Raw genomic sequence first — 18,851 nt, forward strand, 5'->3', positions numbered from 1 at the left:
TTTACTTGGGCAGTTGCGCCGTAATGCCTTTGACGTAGTAGTTCATGCCTGCGAGTTCGGCATTGCTGGCCACGGCACCTGCGGGGATCTTGACTGCGCCAGCCTGGTCCAGGATCGGGCCGGTGAAGGGGTGGAAAGAGCCGTCCTTGATACTGGCGATGATCTGTTCGGCGCCGCTTTTGACCTCGGCCGGCACCAGGTCGCTGATGGGCAGTTGTACGGTGCCATCGGCAAGCCCGCCCCAGTAGTCCTGGGGTTTCCAGGTGCCGTCCATGACCGCCTGAGTGCTCTTGATGTAATGCGGCCCCCAATTGTTGACGATGGAGGTCAGCACCGCCTTGGGCCCGAAGTGGGCCATGTCCGAGGCGTAGCCGACGGCGTAGATGCCGCGGCGTTCGGCGGTCTGGATCGGTGCAGGGCTGTCGGTGTGCTGGAACAGCACGTCAACGCCCTGGTCGATCAGGGCGTTGGCGGCATCGGCCTCTTTGCCCGGGTCGAACCAGGAGTTGACCCACACCACCTTGATTTCGGTGCCGGGGTTGTATTTGTCCAGCGCCAGCTGGATGGCATTGATATCGCGCAGCACTTCCGGAATCGGGAAGGAGGCGACATAGCCGATCTTCTTGGTCTTGGTCATCTTCGCGGCCAGGTAGCCGCCAACGTAACGGCCTTCGTAGGATGTGGCCAGGTAAGTACCAAGGTTCTTGTCCTGCTTGTAGCCGGTGGCATGTTCGAAGGTGACCTTCGGGAACTGCTTGGCGACTTTGGCGGTGGGGTTCATGTAGCCGAACGATGTGGCGAACACCAGGTCGTAGCCGCCCTTGGCCATGTTGCGGATGACCCGCTCGGCATCGGCGCCTTCCGGCACGTTCTCGACGAAGCTGCTGTCGACCTTGTCACCGAACTGCTTGATCAGGGCCTGGCGGCCCTGCTCATGCTGATAGGTCCAGCCATGGTCGCCGATCGGGCCGATATAGACGAAGCCGACTTTCAGCGGGTCGGCGGCGGCGGCGGACAGGGCGGTGCTCAGGCCAATGGCGGCAGCCAGGGCGCGCAGCAGGTATTTGCTTTTGTTGTGAGGCTTCAAGGTGTGGCTCCTGTAGGTCTTCATGTTGGCTATGTAGGGCGCGTTGGTAATGCAAGAAAACAGAACAGAGGGGCATGAATTGCGGTGCACGGTGCGGCCAGGCGCGAGGCCTCAGCGCCCGGTCTTCCACGGCTGACCCAGTGAAACCGGTGCATACAGGCGGGTTTTGATGGCATCGCGCGATAGCACCACCAGCACCAGGATCGTGGCCACATACGGCAGCATGGCCAGCAGGTTGGCAGGGAAGCTCACGCCGATACCCTGGGCCACCAGGTGCAGGATGCTCGCCAGGCCAAACAGGTAGGCGCCGAGCAGCACACGCAGTACTCGCCAGCTGGCGAACACCACCAGCGCCAGGGCGATCCAGCCGCGGCCTGCGGTCATGTTTTCCGCCCACATCGGGGTGTAGGCCAGCGACAGGTAACCCCCGGCCAGCCCGGCCATGGCGCCGCCGAACAGCACCGCCAGAGTGCGCACGCGCAGCACGGGCAGGCCCATGGCGCTGGCGGCGTCGGGGTTTTCACCGACGGCCTGGAGGATCAGGCCGGTGCGGCTTTTGAGCAGCGTCCAGGCAATCAGCACGAACAGGCCGAAAGACAGGTAAACCAGAACATCCTGGTTGAACAGCATGTGGCCGATGACCGGAATGTCCGCCAGCAGCGGTATGGCCACCGGCTCGAAGCCGCTCAAGGGCTTGCCGACCCAGGCGGTGCCGACGAATGACGACAGGCCGACACCGAAGATGGTCAGCGCCAGCCCGGTCGCCACCTGGTTGGCCTGGCAACCGAGTGCTACCAGGGCGAACAGTGAAGCCAGCAGCATACCGGCCAGGCACGCCATCAGGACGCCCAGCCAGAGGTTGCCGGTGGCGTAAGCGGCGATGAACCCTACCACCGCACCGAACAGCATCATGCCTTCCTGGCCGAGGTTGAGTACGCCGCTCTTTTCGCACACCAGTTCGCCCAGGGCGACCAGTAGCAGTGGGGTACCGCAGCGCACCATGGCGTAAAGAATGTTGCCAAGCAGATCGAGATCCATAGTCGAAGCCTCAGCCTGCACGCGTTGAACGGCAGGTAAACGAAAGGGTCATGGGAATTCAGGCACTGGCGGTTTTTGCCAACGGCGCTCGGCGGTGCCCTTTCAGCTTCAGGCGCAGCCGGTAGAGGATCAGCACGTCGCAGGCCAGCAGGTAGAACAGCATCATTCCCTGGAACAGCCCGGTCAGCGATTGCGGCAGGTTCAGGCTCATCTGCGCGTTCTCGCCGCCGAGGTAGAGCAGGGCCATCAACAACCCGGCGACCAGAATGCCAAACGGGTTGAGGCGCCCGAGAAACGCTACGGTGATCGCCGCGTAGCCATAACCTGGGGAAACCTGCGGCACCAATTGGCCGATCGGCCCACTGACTTCGCTGACCCCGGCCAGGCCTGCCAGGCCGCCGCTGATCAGCAGCGCCAGCCAGACCAGGCGCTTTTCACGGAAGCCGACGAAACCGGCAGCGCGCCGGTCCAGGCCGAGCACTTTGATCTGAAAACCAAGGAAGCTCTTGTGCAGCAGCACCCACACCGCCACCAGGGCCATCAGCACGAAGTACAGCCCGACATGCAGTCGGCCATCCTCGAACAGCGCCGGCAGGCGGCTGGCATCGCCGAACATCGCCGATTGCGGGAAGCTGAACCCTTCGGGGTCCTTGAGTGGCCCGTGGACGAAGAACAGCAGCAGGTTCAAGGCGATGTAATTGAGCATGATGGTGGTCAGGATTTCGTTGGCATTGAAGTGCGTGCGCAGCCAGGCCGCGAGCGCCCCCCACAGCGCACCGGCCAGCGTGCCGGCGAGTAACACCCAAAGCAGTGCCCAGCGGCTTTCCCAATCGATGAGGTGGATCGCCACGGCACTGCCGGCCAGGGCGCCCATCAGCAACTGGCCTTCTGCGCCGATGTTCCAGATCCGCGCCTGGTAGGCCACGGCCAGGCCGAAGGCGCAGAGCAGGATTGGCAGGGCTTTGAGCAGCAGCTCAGAGAGGCCGTAGAGGTCGCTGATGGGTTCGATCAGCAAGGTGTGAAATGTCTGCAAGGGGGCATGCCCCTGGGCGCTGAACAGGATCGCCCCGCTGAGCAGGGTCAGCAGGGCGGCGAGCAGGGGTGACAGCACGAGCATGGCACGGGACTGCTGGGTGCGGGGTTCGAGGGATAGCAACATGAAGGGCTCTCGTCAGGCGGCGTCTTGCGGGGCATCGAACTGGCCGGCCATCCAGCCGCCGACCTCCACGGTATGGGTCTGTGCGGTGGCCTTGAGCGGCGACAGGCGGCCACTGCACAGCGCGCCGATGCGGTCGCTGATCTGGAACAGCTCTTCCAGGTCTTCGGAGATCACCAGGATTGCCGCACCGGCGTCGCGCAGGGCAATCAGCGCACGGTGAATCGCCGCGGCGGCGCCGACATCCACGCCCCACGTCGGGTGGGCAGCGACCAGCAGCTTGGGGGCCTGGAGGATTTCGCGGCCGAGGATGAACTTCTGCAGGTTGCCCCCGGACAGGCTGCGTGCCGTGGCCCGGGCATCCGGGGCCTTGACCGCGAAGCGCTGGATGATCTGCTCGGCCAGCGCCTGCACTTTGCCCGAGCGGATCAGGCCGCGGTTGACCAGGCCGTGCTGGAAAGCGGTGAGCAGGGCGTTGTCGGCCAGGCTCATGTCCGGCACCGCGCCGTGCCCAAGGCGCTCGGCCGGTACGAATGCCACCCCCAGGGCGCGGCGGGCGTCGGGGTACAGGTGGGCCATCGGCCGGTTGTCGAGGGTGATGCGTTCGCGCTCGCCTGCGGGCAGGCGTGTTTCACCACTGAGCAGGGCCAGCAGTTCGTCCTGGCCATTGCCGGCAACCCCCGCGATGCCGACGATCTCGCCGCTGCGCACTTCCAGGCGCAGGTGTTCGAAGGACGTGCCGAACGGGTCCTTGTTGCGCCAGGACAGGTCGTCCACGCGCAGGCGTGGCAAGCCCCCGGCGCTTTTCGGGTAACTTGCCTCCAGCCCTTCGGCATCGCCGACCATCATCCGCGCCAGCTGCAGGTCGCTGCATTGCGCCGGGCTGCAAGCGCCGGAGACGCGGCCGCCGCGCAACACCGTGGCACCGTGGCACAGGGCACGCACTTCGTTGAGCTTGTGGCTGATGAACAGGATGCTGCAGCCCTCCGCGGCGAGTGCGCGCAAGGTGACGAACAGTTCGTCGACCTCTTGCGGGGTAAGCACCGAGGTCGGCTCATCGAGGATCAGCAGCTTGATCGGCTGCATCAGGCAGCGCACGATCTCCACCCGCTGGCGTTCACCGATCGACAGGCTGTGCACCAGGCGCTCCGGTTCCAGGCCCATGCCGTAGCGTTGGGACACTTCGCGGATACGCGGCGCCAGCTGCTTTGGCGTTCCGGCATCGCGGCCAAGAGCCAGGGCAATGTTTTGCGCGACACTCAGGGTTTCGAACAGGGAAAAGTGCTGGAACACCATGCCGATGCCCAGCGCGCGGGCACGGGCGGGGTCGCGCACGTGCACGGGCTGGCCTTCCCACAGCACCTGGCCGGCATCCGGCGCGGTAACGCCGTAGATGATCTTCATCAGGGTGCTCTTGCCTGCGCCGTTCTCGCCGAGCAGGGCGTGGATTTCACCGGCAGCGATGCGCAGGTCGATGCGGTCGTTGGCCAAGGTGCCCGGGTATCGCTTGGTAATGGCACGCAGCTCAAGGCGCAGTTGCGAGGGGGATCTGGACATGGACTGCTCGGGGTCAGGGTTGTGAGCAGTTGCACAGCAAAAACATGGCCAATTGGTCAGATTATTGTTCAAGGGCTTGTGTTAGAGGGGCTGCCGGCCGAGAGCGGTGCACGCTTGGTGAACGTTGCGGCAGCGGCGTGTGTGGTTTTGGGGCGCCAAGGTGCCAAGTTGGGGCGCTGTGTTCAGCGTGGTCGCCATGTTCGGCCGGCTACGACACGGGCGTCACTGCTGGAGCGCAGTGCGGCCCTTCGCGGGCAAGCCCACAGGTACCGTGCTGGTCCCTTAAGCGTGGTTGGTTTCACGTTTTCAGCATGCGCACTACGGCAGTCATTGTTTGAACTCCCCGAAATTCTGGATGCCTGGGCTGGCCCTATCGCCGGCAAGCCGGGCTTCCACAGGTTTCACCGGGCACCTAAGGGTCGTCTACAACCTCAGGGGCGGTGCTGTGCGAGGAAGCTAGCCGGGGAAAGAGCCAGGCCAGGCAGATCATGATGAGGACTAATGCAGCGTCTGCGGGTCGGCTGGTTTCTGTATTTGTGCCAGAGCTGACTCGAGCAATTTGCGCAGGGCATCAAGCTCGTGCATCGAGGTCATGATCATCAAGGACACGGGTGCTTTGGGCTGCATCAACATCGCCTGTTGGGCAACGACCTCGGCGCAGAGCGCGTAGTCGGCAGCCATCATCAGCGTGTTTTCGAGGGAGTGAAGGGTGTGCGGGGGATCGGGGACTATCTTCAACATGCTTTGGTATCCATTTTCAGGGCCGCCTGCTACCTGCTGTCAAACAGTTAGGTGGCAGCTGTGCATAGGTTGACAGACCGGCGGATACCAGAACCGGCGCACGCGAACGTGCCCCATACACAGCCGCCATTAAAGGCAAAGCTCTGCAAAGTATCTCGTCGCGGCCTGTCAAAGCCGGTCGTTGATGTGCAACGACCCACCGAGCCTAAAACTCAGAAATAACGACCGCAACGAAAAACAGGCGTAGCGAGTATCTTTGGGAAATGGACTACAAGAAAGGGGACAAATCTGATTTTTTTTGCGGTCGGGCGTGACTGCTTGTAATGCCGGTCGGCGTCCTGCATGTCTCGTCATCCTGCATCCGCTCGATAACCAGCCTTTCCAATAATCCGTGAATAACCATTGCCTAAGATCAGCGCCGACGCTCCTTCGCACTATTCTTGACATTTGATAACCACTGCAGCCGACGCATTGCTAGTGTGGTTGCACAAGCTCTGTGTGATGGGCAACACCCTGTATCAGGCTCTGGCCCTCCTGGGTTGGGCCGGGGGGGGCAGTCGCACCGTCAGAAACGCTATCGAAGCCGGCTTGTTTTCTCGGAGGTCATTCCTGTGCGCGATCCAGCAAAGAAAATGGGTTTGGTCGGGCTGACCACGTTGGTCACCGTCAACATGATGGGCTCCGGTATCATCATGCTGCCCGCCAGCATGGCGCAGATCGGTGCTGTGTCGCTGCTCTCGTGGGGCGTGACGGCTGTGGGTTCGATGGCCATCGCCTACTGTTTCGCGCAATGCGGCATCTACTGCACGCGCTCGGGCGGAATGTCGGCCTACAGCGAAGAGGCCCATGGCAAGTCCGCATTCTTCCTCTGCTCCTACCTGTATTTCCTCTCGCTGATGATCGGCAATGTCGCCATTGGTATATCCGCGGTGGGTTATCTGACGCCTTTCCTGCCCTGGCTTGGCACGGGCCCAGGCCCGCTGGTGGCAGGGACGGTGATGCTGATCTGGTTCAGCACCCTGGCCAATGTCGGCGGTGCCAACATAACCGGCAAGCTAGGCGCGATCAGTGTCTGGGGCGTCATCATTCCTGTGGCCGGCCTGAGTTTCGTGGGTTGGTACTGGTTCAACCCACAGACGTTTACCGATGCCTGGAACCCCGACAGCATACCGGTGAGCCAGGCGATCACCGCCAGTATTCCCCTGACGCTGTGGGCCTTTCTGGGCATGGAGTCGGCCGCGCAAAATTCGGATGCGGTAGAGAACCCCAAGCGCAACGTGCCGCTTGCATGCCTGTTCGGCACACTGGGCGCGGCGGTGATCTATATCCTGTCGACCACCGTCATCCAGGGGATCGTGCCAAACCCCGAACTTGCGAATTCCAGCGCACCCTTTGCACTGGTCTATGCGCGCATGTTCAATGACACGGTCGGTAACGTGATCATGGGGTTGGCAGTCATCGCCTGTGTCGGTTCATTGCTGGGGTGGCAGTTCACCCTGGCCGAAACGGCCAAGGTTACCGCCGAGCAAGGGCTGTTTCCCACGTTGTTCACCCGCGTTACTGCCAGGGGCGCGCCACTGGCGGGCATGCTGACCTGCGCGGTCTTGCAGAGCCTGATTGCGTTGTCGACCATTTCGCCCAATGCCAGCGCCCAGTTCAGCAAGCTGGTCAACCTGGCGGCAGTGACCAACATCATTCCCTACATCACCTCCCTGACCGGGTTGCTGGTGATCATGTACAAGGCCCAGGTGGATATAAAGATCTTCCGCCGTAACAGCGCAATCATGCTGGTTGCGGTGTGCTATTGCTTCTATGCGCTCTATGCCTCGGGCCTGGAAGCGGTGTTTGGCGCTGCGCTGATCATGGCGCTGGGTTACCTGCTGTTCGGCTTCATCGCCAAACGTTTCGTCAAGGTGCTGGACTTGATTGGAGGTGCGCCATGATGCGCAGGTCGAAATGGGTTGCCCTGTGCCTGGCCCTTTCGGTGCCGTTTGCGGCAGTGTGCAGCGCTGAAGCAGTGGCCGACAAGCTGAGCCGGCTGCGCGACAGTCAGGTCCTCAATCTGGGTTTCATCGCAGACCTTGCCCCGTTTTCTTCAGGCAGTACCCATTCACCTCAAGGGTATGGCATCGAATTGTGCCAGGCAGTGGCTCAACACCTTCGCCAGTCACCTGGCCTTGCCGACTTGCAAGTGCATTGGCATGTGGTGCCGCAGGAGCAAGCCGTCCGCGCCTTGGGCGAGGGAACGGTTGATCTGCTGTGCACGCCGATGGTGGAAACGATCACAAGACGGGAAACCCTGAATTTTTCCATACCGGTCTTCACCACCGGCCTTGCGGTGCTGGTGCGGCGTGATGCTCCGGCCAGCCTTCTGGAGCCACTGCGTGGTAAGCCTGTCGATACCGGCCCCAGGTGGCGCGCAACCCTCAATGCGGGGTTGAGCAAGCACAGTTTTGCAGTGCTGCGCGGCACGCTGAGCAGTCAGTGGGCGCGGGAGCGTATTCGCAAGCTTGGCCTGCAGTCCAGGCTTGAAGAGGTGTCCAGCTACCAGGAGGGTGTGCGCCGGGTGGTCGAGCGCAAGGTCGATGCGTTTTTTGGCGAGAGGATGATTTTGCTTTCCCTGCAGAGCCAGCAGCCTGAGCGCGATAGGTTATGGATCCCGGATCACCTGTTTGTCACGAGCCGTGTCGCACTGCCCATGGCCCGTGGCGATGATGGTTTTCGCCTGTTGGTCGATACCGCGCTGAGTCAGGCGCTGTCCGGCCCCGATGGAGAAGCCTTGTTCGTACGCTACCTGGGGGTACAAACAGCGCAGGACAAACTGTTGCAGAGCCTTTACGTGTTGCCGGATGACCGTGAACGGCTGGCGCCGCAACATTAGTCTTCTTCGCGCAGTGCCTTGATTCTTCCTTTTTTCTCAGCGCTGATCAGTGCCGCGTAGTCCTTCGCATTCTGCTCGGCGTAAGCGAGTGAAAAATCGCCTATGGCCTGATCGAAGGTGTTCGATTTACCTAGGTAGCCACTGATCAAGGCGGCGTCACCTGATTTTGCATGCGCGCGCGCCAAGGTAATGCCGCATACCTCGGCGTACATCATCATCTGTTCGAGTGATGCACCTTCTACAGGTAGTGACATTTTCATGTCGCGCAATTGCCGGACAAAAAACTGCCGGCCCTTGGTGCTCTCGGTCCATCCGAGAAAAATGTCACTGGCAGATTGCATAAGCCGTTGGCCCGTGACCACCCGTTGGCCCTGGTTGGCAAATTCGCTCTTACCCGCATAGGGTTCAAGCACAGAAGGACAAGCCTGCTTGAATTGCAGGGCAATGGGTTGTTTTGCGCTGAAAAGAACAAACCGACGAAGCAATAGGTGCCGACGCTGCCGATACCTACTGCCTTCATGGCAAAGTCTTCCAGGCGATAACGGTCATACAGGACCCTGCGTTCAGGCAGAAGAGAAGTACGATAATCCTCCAGCGCAAGGTGCACCCGGTTGATGAAGTCGGCTTCATCGACATGAAAAAGAATCGGCGGCTGATCGACCAGGCGTCTCCGGCCGCCCACTTCGTCACTGATTTGTGGGTACAGGTAGTCGCCGATGCGAGTCCTGGCCTTGGCCATCAACTGTTCACGTGCTTTACGGTATTTGAGACTAGGGGCCATATCGATGAGCGTTTGTGCATCGAGGCGGTCGTACCAGATTTCCAGCGGGCTCATCGTCGTCAATTCGCGCATGCGTTCCCGGTAGGCGCGAACGCATTCCATAGCCAGACGCCTGGCATCTTCATCGATGAGGCGGTTATCGCGGGCGGCTACGGCAAAACTGGTTGCCAGACGCTTTATATCCCACTCCCAAGGGGCGGGTAACGTTTCGTCAAAATCATTGATGTCGAAGATCAGGTTACGTTCGGGGGTGGCGAATAATCCAAAATTCAGCAGGTGGCAATCACCGCAGGCCTGAACACGAATACCTGTGTGGGGAAGTGTCGCGAGGTCGCGTGCCATCAAGCCGGCTGAGCCCCTGAGAAAAGTGAACGGGCTACGCAACATGCGCCCATAGCGCACGGGCACCAAGGCCGGATGCCGGCTGCGGTTGGACTGTTCGAGAATGTCGACAGGGTCGCGATGCTTGTGCGCCGGTTTCCAGAATGCATGGGACGAGCGCGGCACCGTTTCGCGCAGTTTCTTTCCTGCGTCCAGGCGCTCTGTTCGTGACGCGAAGCGCTTGTGTTCCCGAAGGCCGGGCTCATCTGCTTGCAGGTGCGAGCTGGCCTGTTTCCTGATCTCGGGCATGTGAGCACCTTTGGTGATCAAAGGCAGAAGGGCAGGGCCTTGATTCTAGCGCCAAGACACTGTTCACAGCTCATTCAAGCGTAGCATGTGCTGCGTCCAAGCCTGCACCGGGTGACCAGATCGCCCTTCGGCGCTCATCCCAGGGCGCTCAAGATTTTGCGGCAAGCACCAGAGGAACCTTGACAGATCATTGGTTAACAAAAATAATCATTAACAATATTATCCATTAACAATAACAAAGGATATCTGCACTCATGAAAGCGCCTATAGCACGCCCCCCAGCAAACCGGGTCGCATCACCAGGCCCGCACCCGACAAATCCCGATGCCCGGTCAGTGCAGGAGGCAGCATGATGAACCTTCGCAGAGGATTGCTTGGGCTGCTGCTTGGCGTTTGCACGGGCCTTGCCCAGGCTGCCAGTTACGCTCCGCCCCCGCTCAAGCTCGAACCCCTGGCGCGCTTTACGGTGGACCTTGTCGCGCCGGTGTGGGAGCTGGGCGAAACCAGCGCGCAGGGCAAGCGGCGTATCATCCCGATCACAGGCGGCCGTTTCGAGGGGGCCAGGCTCAAGGGCACCATCCTCAATAACGGCGCGGACTGGCAGATTGTCAGCCCCGAGGGTGTGGCGATCATCGACACCCGCTACCTGCTGCAGACCGACGATGGCGCACTGATCTACCTGCGCACCGAAGGCTACCGTTACGGGCCGGCTGCGGTCATGAAGAGGGTGGCCGCGGGCGAAGACGTCGATCCCAGCCTGTACCAGTTCCGCATCACCCTGCGTTCCGAGACATCCGCGCCCCAATACGCATGGCTCAATCGTACGGTCGGCGTGGGTAGCGCAATGCGCTTGGGCAATGCAGTGGTCTACGACGCGTTCGAGGTGAAATAGTTATCTATAAAACTATGCTCTTCTGAACACTGTGCGTCGCTGAATCAAGGCGGAGAAAGCCTGCGTGACCGAAATGGCGAAGCAAACCGGTCTGCCCGCCAGCTAACTAAGGCGCACAGCCTATGGCTTGGACTCGCGCCAACCCAAGCTTTACGCAGAATAGGGTAGACATCTCGCAAGGTTGTGCTGCTACTTTCATTTCTGCTTAGCCCACTGGCATTGGGGTCCGGCAGCTTGTGAAAAGATCCAGGGATGACTCGTAGACCAGCGTGTTCACCTTCAGCAGCCCCAGCACGGAATGGAACAGGTTGTCTTGGCTGAGCGCAGCATCGCGCTTGGCCTGCAGGCAGCGGCCGTCGAGCTGTAACGCGCGTTGATAGCCCTCGGAGAACCAGGTGATCATCGGCACATGCTTCTGCTCCTCTGGTGCAAACAGATAGGGCGTTCCGTGAAGATAAATGTTGTATTCCCCAAGCGATTCCCCGTGGTCGGCCAGATAGATCATGGCGCTGTCTACCTTGTCCCCGTTGCGACGTAGCACGTCGATCAGGGTAGCCAGCACATGATCGGTGTAGGCGATGGTGTTGTCGTAGGCGTTGACAATGCTTTCCCGGCTGCATGTTTCAAGCGCATTGCTGTGGCATACCGGCGTGAATCGTTCGAACGCGCCAGGATAGCGCTTGAAATACTCGGGGCCGTGGCTGCCCATCTGATGCAGGACCAGAACGGTGTCCTTGTCGAGATGATCGATCAGTGACTGCAGTCCTTGCAGCAGGATCTCGTCCCGGCATTCGTGGTCGGCGCACAGCAGTGAATCTTTGTTCTTGCTGACGTCTTGCCGCATGACGCGATCGCAGGTGCCCTTGCAGCCAGACTGGTTATCGCGCCATATAACCGCCAGGCCCGCACGCTTGAGCACGTCGAGCAGACCCTCCTGGTTTTTTGCCCGGGCCACGTCATAGTGCTTGCGGCCCATGTTGGAAAACATGCAGGGGACAGAAACTGCGGTTTCCGTGCCACATGAAGTGACATGGCTGAATGCGACCAGGCCGTCTTCCTTGTTCAACTCGGGAGTTGTATCCCGTGGATAGCCGAGGATGCCGAAGTTTGCCGCCCGCGCGCTCTCGCCCACGACGAGCACAGTAAGGGACTTGCGCGAGTGGCGCGCCCAACTGCCATCGAGTCGTGCGTCCTGCGCAATCGGCATGAAGGGTTGCTGCGCCGTCTTGAGTTCTTCGCGTGCATAGCTGATCGAAGCACCGATGACATTGCTCGGCACGATCATGAGGCGCAACTCGTGATGGTTGCGAAACAATGAAGACAAGCCCTTGTAGTTGAGGAGGCTGACGCCACCGATCAGCGATACGCAGAGCAGCACTGTCAGGCCTTTACCAACCAGCTCCTGAGGCCATGGACGGTAATGGATGGGCGTTTTCCAAAGGATGTAGCCAGGCAGCACGCCCAGCGCCAGCAGGTAGCCCAGCAAGGTTGTCGACAGCAGGGCCTGGACTTCGCTGGTATCGGTTTGCGCGACATTGCGGATCATGCCGACATCGATCAGTACGCCATATTGGTTCATGAAGTAGGCTGCACCCGCACTGATGATGAAGAGCAGCATGAGTGTCGGTTTCAATGTGCGACCGAACGTGAATAGTGTAATAAGCAGGTTGAATGCGCACGCTATCAACAGAGCGAAAGCGAACCGCATCATCATGCCCGATCCATTTGGCTCCGTAATGGAAACCAGGTGCACCCAGAGCGGTGCATTGAATCCCATTAACAGAAAGACACTGGCAAGCATTGTTACCAAGGCAGGACGCACTGCTTTTATCTTGAACATAAAACCCTACGCAATCAAAACCGGGGCATCAACGCAGACTTGCGTTGGGGGCATGGGCGCGCAAGTTAGGGCATGTTCCGTGGCGTTTTTGTGAAAACGTCAGTGAAAAGATGTCTGTTCAAATGGCTACGGTACCAGGCCAAGCTCAAGGTCGACGGTGCTTGGTCGATGCTTAGGCGACATCACATTTTTTTCACAAGTTGATAACCTCAAGACCACGCTGAGCGACTTAGGATCCGTAGCGGCAACCTCGCTGAATGTTCAAGGGTCCGGACTGCAGATCTTGTAGCCATCACCGCGCACGGTATGCAGCAGTTTTTTAGCGAACGGCTTGTCCACGGCCTGCCTGATTTGATGGATATGGTTGCGGATACTGTCGCCTTTCCTATTGTGCCAGGTCGATCCCCAGAGCAACTCTTCAAGTGTCTTACGCTTGACGATGGCGGGGCTACTTCGCATCAGCAGTTCGAGTATCTTCAGATTGGCGGAACTGAGATTGACCAGCGTGTTCCCTCTATGGACTTCCAGCGTGTCCAGATCGAGTTCGAGATCAAGCAAGTGAAGCTTGCGGCCGTTATGTCCGGTACGCCGGTAAAGGATGGCTTCGAGCCGGGCAAGTATCTCGGCCATGGCGAAAGGCTTCACCACGTAGTCGTCGGCCCCTGCTTTGAAACCCATCAGCCGATCATCCAACTCATCTCGCGCGGTGAGCATGATGATGGCGGCCGGCGACTTGGAGCGCATGCGTAAAAGGTGGCAGATCTCGTTACCATCAATGCCAGGTAGCATTATATCGAGGATGATCGCGTCAAAGCATCCGGTCTCGGCCAGGTGCAAACCGGTCAGGCCATCACGTGCGCCCTCGACGGCGTGCCCCCTGAGTTCGAAAAAATCAACAAGGTTGTCATGGATGTCACAATTGTCTTCAACGATCAGCAGTTTCATTCGAGCGCTTTCCTAAAGGCCATGGCTAGCATTGTCAGGTGGGCTGGCCCAACAACGGGCTTGCATTTGATGTTCCTGGCAGTCGCTGGTGTGTCGACAAAATGTTAAGTATTCGTGAAAAGCCACGGCTTGTTAGTGAGAAGGCGTCACGGTTCTGGAATTGATTACATGAAAAGATTCTCATTACATGCAGTGCCTGTATCCCGCCCTTTTAACTTTAGACTTGCAGTCGGACTGCCGATTTTGGCCATGATGGCGATGCTTGCTTCCAACGTAACTACCATCGATTTCTATTTTGCGCGGATGTCCTATATTCCCGGTTTCGGGTTCTATGGCCGGCACAGTTACTGGCTGGAAACCGTGCTGCATGAACGTGTCAAACAGGTCGTCATCCTGTTTGCCCTGGTATTGATCGCCGGCCTGGTGGCCAGCTTGGTGAACCCGAAATTTCGGCTGTGGCAAAGACCGTTGGGCTACGCCGTTCTGACGATCGGGCTGTGCACCAGTATCGTGACGCCGCTCAAGGCACTGACCGAAGTGCAATGCCCGTGGAGCTTGCAGGCGTTTGGTGGCAGCGAACCTTATGTTCCCCTGCTAGCAGACCGCGTGGACTCGCCCAAGCCGGGCCGATGCTGGCCGGGCGGGCATGCCTCCACTGGATTTGGCCTCCTGGCCCTGTATTTCGCGTTGCGCGACCGCCATCCACGGGCCGGCCGGGTGGTTCTTGCCCTGGCCTTGGGACTTGGGACGCTGCTATCGGTGGGCAGGATGCTGCAAGGCGCGCACTTTCTTTCTCACAATGTCTGGACCCTGTTGATCGACTGGCTGATAGCGGTGTTGTGCTACCGATGGCTGCTCTATCGGCCGAGCGCTGATGGCATCGAAGAAACACCAGTGCGAGGGGGCGACGAGGTGCGCAGTGTGGAATGATCCCGCTCGGTTCGACGCAGACTTTTTTCACATCCGCTTCACCGCGCCCCAATCTGTCCGCACTTACAGTTCGAGCAATCGAGAAGTGCCAGCTTGAACGCGTTATCGGCACGCCAATCAGAAATCTCGCGGCATTCAGGGGCATTAGATGAGTATTTTGCGGTATTGGCAGCACACTGCCTGTATGGGGGCAGCTGTCTGTTTCGCGCTTGCGTTGCTGAGCGGATGTCAGAGCACCAGTCAGCGCCTACTGGCTGAAGGTTATCCCGCGCCCTTTGTCAGCGGCTTCGATGATGGGTGTGCAAGCGGTCGACAAGCGGCCGGAGCACTGGGTGAATTCCGAAAAAAGGTCAGCACCTACCTCCAAGACCCGCAATACGCTACGGGTTGGGACGATGGCTTTCGCCAGTGCCAGGCCAGTGCTGCCAGCGACATAGAGCGAAACTTGAAACTCGATAGCCAGGCGGATCGCGAATGGAGACATGAAAAGGCCCAAGCATGGGGCAGCACATTGAGAAAGTCGTCGAAAAAACCATGAACCGCCGCGCCCCTCCTTTCAGGTTTTTTTCACATGGGCTTCACTGTCGTGCCATGCATGCCTCCCTACAGTGCCGCGACTCATAGGGGCACGCGCCTGGTTGCTGCCTGCCTCGTCTACTTTTCGGAGCGACACCATGCAGCAAGGCATCATGCAGCGTCACGCTGTTCCTCAGCGTTCACAAGAACGCCGATTTCACGCAAGCAATCTGAAGAAAGCTGCGATAGGCGCTCTTATTGCGCTTGCTGCCGTTTCCACATGGTATGCCTCTCAAGCGCAGGTATTAGATGTAAGTAGTGCGAAGGAGATGCACGATAGCGGGATCTACACACAATGGGCCAAGGGCGAGGTGATGGTGCTGATCCGTCACGCCGAGCGCTGTGACCGCTCGCATAACGCCTGCCTGGATGACCCGGCGGGCATCACTGTCGCCGGTAGCCAGATGGCCACCGATGTCGGCAAGGGGCTTGCACGGCTTGGCCTGGAGAATGCCGAACTCCTGAGCAGCCCGAAAGTTCGCACTCAGCAGACGGCCCACTTCATCTTCGGCGGGCCGATTCTCACACAAGACTGGCTGAGCCAATGCAACAAGGGCTTCGCCGACGCCGCGCTTAGCCATAAGAACAGCGGGCGCAACCTGGTATTGATTACCCACAGCGGTTGCATCGACCAGCTGGAGCGGCACTTTAAAGTGGCTGGGGGAGAACGCTCCAGCGCTTACGCCAGCGCGCTGTTTATCTCTGTGGCCGATAAGGGCAAAGCACGCATTCTTGGACAGATGAACGCCAGTGTCTGGAACCACCTTGTTTCCAGCACAGGACTGTAAGCATGCAGCTTTCTCGCCGTACTGCCTTCTATGCGAGCAACCTGGGCATACCGCTGTTGCTGGCCGTGATCGTCTTCCTGCTATTCGATATAACTCACCTGGACCAACAGATCAGTAATTTGCTGCTCGATCCAGCGACCGGCCAATTCCCATTGCTGCACAATCAATGGTTCGAAAAAGCAACCCACAAGCTGCCACGCGTTCTGCCGAACTGGACAGGGGAACTGGCGATTATTGGCAGCCTGCTTTCCTTTGTCTGGCCGCTGAGCGCGAAGTTTCCTCACCTGGTCTCAAGCCGGCTTTTTCAAGCAACCCGCATCGGGACTGCTTTGCGATACACCACACGTTATCGCAGAGACTTTTTCTATGTTGTGGTGACGTTCGCGGCATGCACTGGAGTGATCCACTACCTTAAGAGCCACACCGGCATCTACTGTCCAGTGGAGACAACTCTTTACGGCGGAGCAGCACCCCATAAGGAGTGGTTCACCCACTTCCATTGGCTGGATAAGGCCCCCGCTGGCCGGTGCTGGCCGGGCGGCCATGCCTCCAGTGCCTTTACGTTGTTGGCCGTTTATTTCGTGGCCCTCCGACACCGATGGCCGCATACACGCAAACTCCTGGTAGTCATCCTCTCGCTCGGCTTCGTGTACGGCACCACCCGTGTATTGCAAGGCTGGCACTATATGTCACATACCTTCTGGGCCGGGATTTTCGTCTGGCTAACTGCCTGGACGAGCGCATTGTTGTTTTACGGACGTCCCGCGTTGCAGATCGCACCACAGGAAATTGAAAGCCAGGCATCGATGGTCGTCATCGATGCTACTGAACCCTGAAGCAGTAAGTGGAAACGGTCTCTATGACTGGATGGCAGCCGGATCGAGATCGAGGTTTTTGCTCAGAACTCAAGGCGCACGATAAAACGTCAAGGGCGCTGACTTTTTCGCCGAACAATGCACTAGTGTACTGTCTCAAAAATAAATATCTCTGTTCTAGCTACGCTTCCAAAGATCCGTGCCCTATGGGGCGATGTCACGGGCGCCAATGGCCTGAATCGATGCACACCGGGCAAGCTGGCGCGCTGCGCCCCTGCAGCGCGTGTCTGTTTGCTCGGCGCGTCATCGTTGCTATCACTCACGCCTGCTTGGCTGATTGATGGCCAGAGGATTGCGTCACTTCTTACCAGGAAGCACCGAGCTCAGTACCTGCTTGGCTGTCTGGACCATGACGCTGGCCTGGTCCGGGTCGCCCTTGAACAAAGAGCCGGCGAGTTTCTTCGCCTGTTCGAGTTTGATATGAGGCGGCAAGGGCGGCACGTTGGGGTCGGTCTTGAACTCGATCAATACCGGCCGATCGGCGCTTAGCGCACGCTCCCAGGCCGCTGCGACGTCATCTTCACGGTCGACGAAAATGCCCTCCAGGCCGATGGAGATGGCAAACAGGTGATAAGGCACGTCAGGGATCGTCTGGGACGCCTCGAACTTGGGGTCGCCCTCCATCACACGTTGCTCCCAGGTGACCTGGTTGAGGTCCTCGTTATTGAACACCGCGCAGATCCATTGCGGGTTCTCCCACTGCTGCCAGTATTTGGCTACGGTAATCAGCTCGGCCAGGTTGTTCATCTGCATCGCGCCATCGCCGACCAGTGCCACCACCGGGCGCTGCGGATGGGCGAACTTGGCGGCGATGGCGTACGGTACCGCAGCGCCCATGCAGGCCAGGCCGCCTGACAGCGAGCACTGCATGCCTTGCCGAATTTGCAGGTCACGGGCATACCAGTTAGCGCAGGAACCGGAGTCGCTGGTCACCAGAGTGTTGTCGGGCAGGCGAGGGGACAGCTCGTACACCACGCGTTGCGGGTTTATCGGGTCCGCTTTGACCATTGCGCGTTTGGCCAGGGTCTTGTCCCAACGTGCACGCCAGCCTTCGACTTTCTTACGCCAGCGGCGGTCGGATTTTGTCTCGAGCAATGGCAGCAATGCGCGCAAGGTCTCCCCGGCATCACCCACCAGGTTGACCTCCATCGGGTAACGCAGGCTTAGCATGTCTGGCTGAAGGTCGATCTGCACCCCACGGGCCTGTCCTTCCTTGGGCAGGAACTCGGAATAGGGGAACCCTGAGCCGATCATCAGCAGGGTGTCGCATTCGGCCATCAATTGGTAGCTCGGTTCGGTGCCCAGCAAGCCGATGGCGCCGGTCACCCACGGCAGGTCATCGGGCAAGGCGGCCTTGCCCAGTAGCGCCTTTGCCACACCTGCGCCGAGTGTGTCGGCGATTTCGATGATCTCTTCGGTAGCCTGCAAAGCACCGGCTCCGACCAGAATGGCCACTTTGCGCCCAGCGTTGAGTACCTCGGCGGCACGCTGCAGATCGCTGTCGTAGGGCACCACCTTGGGCTTGCTGTAACCAACGCCGGAATGCACGGTGCCATGGGCGCGGGCCGGCTCCTGGTAGGGCAGGTCCTGAAGGTCATTGGGCAGGATCACCGCCGTCACACGCCGTTCGCCGACGGCAGTGCGCACGGCGCGGTCGAGTAAATGGCGTACCTGCGAGGGTGTGGAGGCTTGTTGCACGAATGCACCGGCCACATCCTTGAACATCGACAGCAAGTCCAGTTCCTGCTGATAGTGGCCGCCCAAAGCCGCTCGGGCTTGCTGGCCGACGATGGCCAGCACTGGCATGTGGTCCATGCGGGCGTCATACAGCCCGGTGAGCAAGTGCGATGCGCCAGGCCCGGAGGTGGCAATGCACACGCCCAGTTCACCGGTGAACTTGGCATGGGCGCAGGCCATGAATGCTGCCATTTCCTCGTGGCGGGCCTGGATGAATTCGATCTTGCCGTTGGCCCGGCTCAACGCGCCGAATACACCGTTGATACCGTCGCCGGGGTAGCCGAAGATGCGCCGCACCCCCCATTGATACAAGCGCTCTACCAGAAAGTCGCCTACCGTGCCTGCCATTGCCTTCTCCCGTTCGCTGGTCGATAGGGGTCTGGACTTGGCGCGGTTT

Annotated in this window: 16 protein-coding genes and 1 pseudogene; 7 read left to right on the forward strand and 10 right to left on the reverse strand. The window is 59.6% G+C overall.

The genetic code is table 11. From position 1 onward, the window contains the following. Position 1 precedes the first annotated feature (1 nt). The 5 genes from ACEWE8_RS18055 to ACEWE8_RS18075 form a co-directional block, all read right to left on the reverse strand. Positions 2-1,111 carry a BMP family ABC transporter substrate-binding protein gene (locus ACEWE8_RS18055; protein ID WP_046785854.1) on the reverse strand — a complete coding sequence of 370 codons (1,110 nt, stop codon included), beginning with the start codon at positions 1,109-1,111 and terminating at the stop codon, positions 2-4. A gap of 87 nt (positions 1,112-1,198) precedes the next feature. Beyond that, the gene (locus ACEWE8_RS18060) at positions 1,199-2,125 is read right to left on the reverse strand and encodes an ABC transporter permease (RefSeq protein ID WP_012314841.1); all 927 of its coding nucleotides are present in this window, start codon (positions 2,123-2,125) and stop codon (positions 1,199-1,201) included. Positions 2,126-2,183: 58 nt separating this feature from the next. After that, positions 2,184-3,284, reverse strand: coding sequence for an ABC transporter permease (locus tag ACEWE8_RS18065; RefSeq protein ID WP_012314840.1), 1,101 nt, complete (start codon positions 3,282-3,284; stop codon positions 2,184-2,186). 12 nt (positions 3,285-3,296) lie between these two features. Further along, positions 3,297-4,838, reverse strand: coding sequence for an ABC transporter ATP-binding protein (locus ACEWE8_RS18070; RefSeq protein WP_046785855.1), 1,542 nt, complete (start codon positions 4,836-4,838; stop codon positions 3,297-3,299). Between the two features lie 498 nt (positions 4,839-5,336). Next, the gene (locus ACEWE8_RS18075) at positions 5,337-5,579 is read right to left on the reverse strand and encodes a hypothetical protein (RefSeq protein WP_046785856.1); all 243 of its coding nucleotides are present in this window, start codon (positions 5,577-5,579) and stop codon (positions 5,337-5,339) included. A gap of 611 nt (positions 5,580-6,190) precedes the next feature. Between ACEWE8_RS18075 and potE the strand changes: the two genes are divergently transcribed. Further along, positions 6,191-7,522, forward strand: coding sequence for a putrescine-ornithine antiporter (gene potE / locus ACEWE8_RS18080; protein ID WP_046785857.1), 1,332 nt, complete (start codon positions 6,191-6,193; stop codon positions 7,520-7,522). Continuing rightward, positions 7,522-8,460 (forward strand): transporter substrate-binding domain-containing protein, encoded by a 939-nt coding sequence (locus ACEWE8_RS18085; RefSeq protein WP_223255102.1) that lies wholly within the window; start codon positions 7,522-7,524, stop codon positions 8,458-8,460. The genes potE and ACEWE8_RS18085 overlap by 1 nt, the downstream gene beginning before the upstream one ends. Here the strand turns inward: ACEWE8_RS18085 and ACEWE8_RS18090 are convergent. Beyond that, positions 8,457-8,873, reverse strand: a complete 417-nt coding sequence (locus tag ACEWE8_RS18090) for a DUF2252 domain-containing protein (RefSeq protein ID WP_262982427.1) — start codon at positions 8,871-8,873, stop codon at positions 8,457-8,459. The two genes, ACEWE8_RS18085 and ACEWE8_RS18090, sit on opposite strands and share 4 nt — an antisense overlap. 92 nt (positions 8,874-8,965) lie before the next feature. Next, a pseudogene (locus tag ACEWE8_RS18095) lies at positions 8,966-9,871 on the reverse strand (DUF2252 domain-containing protein); the annotation flags it as partial. A gap of 349 nt (positions 9,872-10,220) precedes the next feature. Here ACEWE8_RS18095 and ACEWE8_RS18100 point away from each other — a divergent pair. After that, a complete protein-coding gene (locus ACEWE8_RS18100) occupies positions 10,221-10,763 on the forward strand; it encodes a DUF3237 domain-containing protein (RefSeq protein WP_395589340.1) in 543 nt (180 codons plus the stop codon). Positions 10,764-10,968: 205 nt separating this feature from the next. Here ACEWE8_RS18100 and ACEWE8_RS18105 read toward each other — a convergent pair whose 3' ends face one another. Then, positions 10,969-12,603 (reverse strand): phosphoethanolamine transferase, encoded by a 1,635-nt coding sequence (locus ACEWE8_RS18105; protein ID WP_196996487.1) that lies wholly within the window; start codon positions 12,601-12,603, stop codon positions 10,969-10,971. A 261-nt stretch (positions 12,604-12,864) separates the two neighbouring features. After that, entirely contained in the window at positions 12,865-13,548 is a 684-nt protein-coding gene (locus tag ACEWE8_RS18110) for a response regulator transcription factor (protein ID WP_012314833.1), read from the reverse strand. Positions 13,549-13,716: 168 nt separating this feature from the next. Here ACEWE8_RS18110 and ACEWE8_RS18115 point away from each other — a divergent pair, with 168 nt between their 5' ends. The 4 genes from ACEWE8_RS18115 (at position 13,717) to ACEWE8_RS18130 (ending at position 16,678) form a co-directional block, all read left to right on the forward strand. Further along, entirely contained in the window at positions 13,717-14,478 is a 762-nt protein-coding gene (locus tag ACEWE8_RS18115) for a phosphatase PAP2 family protein (RefSeq protein ID WP_069974011.1), read from the forward strand. A 148-nt stretch (positions 14,479-14,626) separates the two neighbouring features. Next, positions 14,627-15,016 carry a hypothetical protein gene (locus ACEWE8_RS18120; protein ID WP_196996485.1) on the forward strand — a complete coding sequence of 130 codons (390 nt, stop codon included), beginning with the start codon at positions 14,627-14,629 and terminating at the stop codon, positions 15,014-15,016. A 136-nt stretch (positions 15,017-15,152) separates the two neighbouring features. After that, positions 15,153-15,842, forward strand: a complete 690-nt coding sequence (locus tag ACEWE8_RS18125) for a histidine phosphatase family protein (protein ID WP_046785860.1) — start codon at positions 15,153-15,155, stop codon at positions 15,840-15,842. A 2-nt stretch (positions 15,843-15,844) separates the two neighbouring features. Beyond that, positions 15,845-16,678 (forward strand): phosphatase PAP2 family protein, encoded by an 834-nt coding sequence (locus ACEWE8_RS18130; protein ID WP_046785861.1) that lies wholly within the window; start codon positions 15,845-15,847, stop codon positions 16,676-16,678. Positions 16,679-17,014: 336 nt separating this feature from the next. Here the strand turns inward: ACEWE8_RS18130 and ACEWE8_RS18135 are convergent, their stop codons facing one another. After that, complete coding sequence (locus ACEWE8_RS18135; protein WP_046785862.1) at positions 17,015-18,802, reverse strand: thiamine pyrophosphate-requiring protein; 1,788 nt, start codon at positions 18,800-18,802, stop codon at positions 17,015-17,017. Positions 18,803-18,851: the final 49 nt, after the last annotated feature.

This window comes from Pseudomonas sp. TR47 (assembly GCF_044143025.1).
In the GTDB taxonomy this organism is placed as follows: domain Bacteria; phylum Pseudomonadota; class Gammaproteobacteria; order Pseudomonadales; family Pseudomonadaceae; genus Aquipseudomonas; species Aquipseudomonas putida_E.

Coding starts and splice junctions, on each gene's coding strand:
- ACEWE8_RS18055 (WP_046785854.1), bottom strand. CDS start 1,111: ATGAAGACCTACAGGAGCCACACCTTGAAGCCTCACAACAAAAGCAAA.
- ACEWE8_RS18060 (WP_012314841.1), bottom strand. CDS start 2,125: ATGGATCTCGATCTGCTTGGCAACATTCTTTACGCCATGGTGCGCTGC.
- ACEWE8_RS18065 (WP_012314840.1), bottom strand. CDS start 3,284: ATGTTGCTATCCCTCGAACCCCGCACCCAGCAGTCCCGTGCCATGCTC.
- ACEWE8_RS18070 (WP_046785855.1), bottom strand. CDS start 4,838: ATGTCCAGATCCCCCTCGCAACTGCGCCTTGAGCTGCGTGCCATTACC.
- ACEWE8_RS18075 (WP_046785856.1), bottom strand. CDS start 5,579: ATGTTGAAGATAGTCCCCGATCCCCCGCACACCCTTCACTCCCTCGAA.
- ACEWE8_RS18085 (WP_223255102.1), top strand. CDS start 7,522: ATGCGCAGGTCGAAATGGGTTGCCCTGTGCCTGGCCCTTTCGGTGCCG.
- ACEWE8_RS18100 (WP_395589340.1), top strand. CDS start 10,221: ATGATGAACCTTCGCAGAGGATTGCTTGGGCTGCTGCTTGGCGTTTGC.
- ACEWE8_RS18105 (WP_196996487.1), bottom strand. CDS start 12,603: ATGTTCAAGATAAAAGCAGTGCGTCCTGCCTTGGTAACAATGCTTGCC.
- ACEWE8_RS18110 (WP_012314833.1), bottom strand. CDS start 13,548: ATGAAACTGCTGATCGTTGAAGACAATTGTGACATCCATGACAACCTT.
- ACEWE8_RS18115 (WP_069974011.1), top strand. CDS start 13,717: ATGAAAAGATTCTCATTACATGCAGTGCCTGTATCCCGCCCTTTTAAC.
- ACEWE8_RS18120 (WP_196996485.1), top strand. CDS start 14,627: ATGAGTATTTTGCGGTATTGGCAGCACACTGCCTGTATGGGGGCAGCT.
- ACEWE8_RS18125 (WP_046785860.1), top strand. CDS start 15,153: ATGCAGCAAGGCATCATGCAGCGTCACGCTGTTCCTCAGCGTTCACAA.
- ACEWE8_RS18130 (WP_046785861.1), top strand. CDS start 15,845: ATGCAGCTTTCTCGCCGTACTGCCTTCTATGCGAGCAACCTGGGCATA.
- ACEWE8_RS18135 (WP_046785862.1), bottom strand. CDS start 18,802: ATGGCAGGCACGGTAGGCGACTTTCTGGTAGAGCGCTTGTATCAATGG.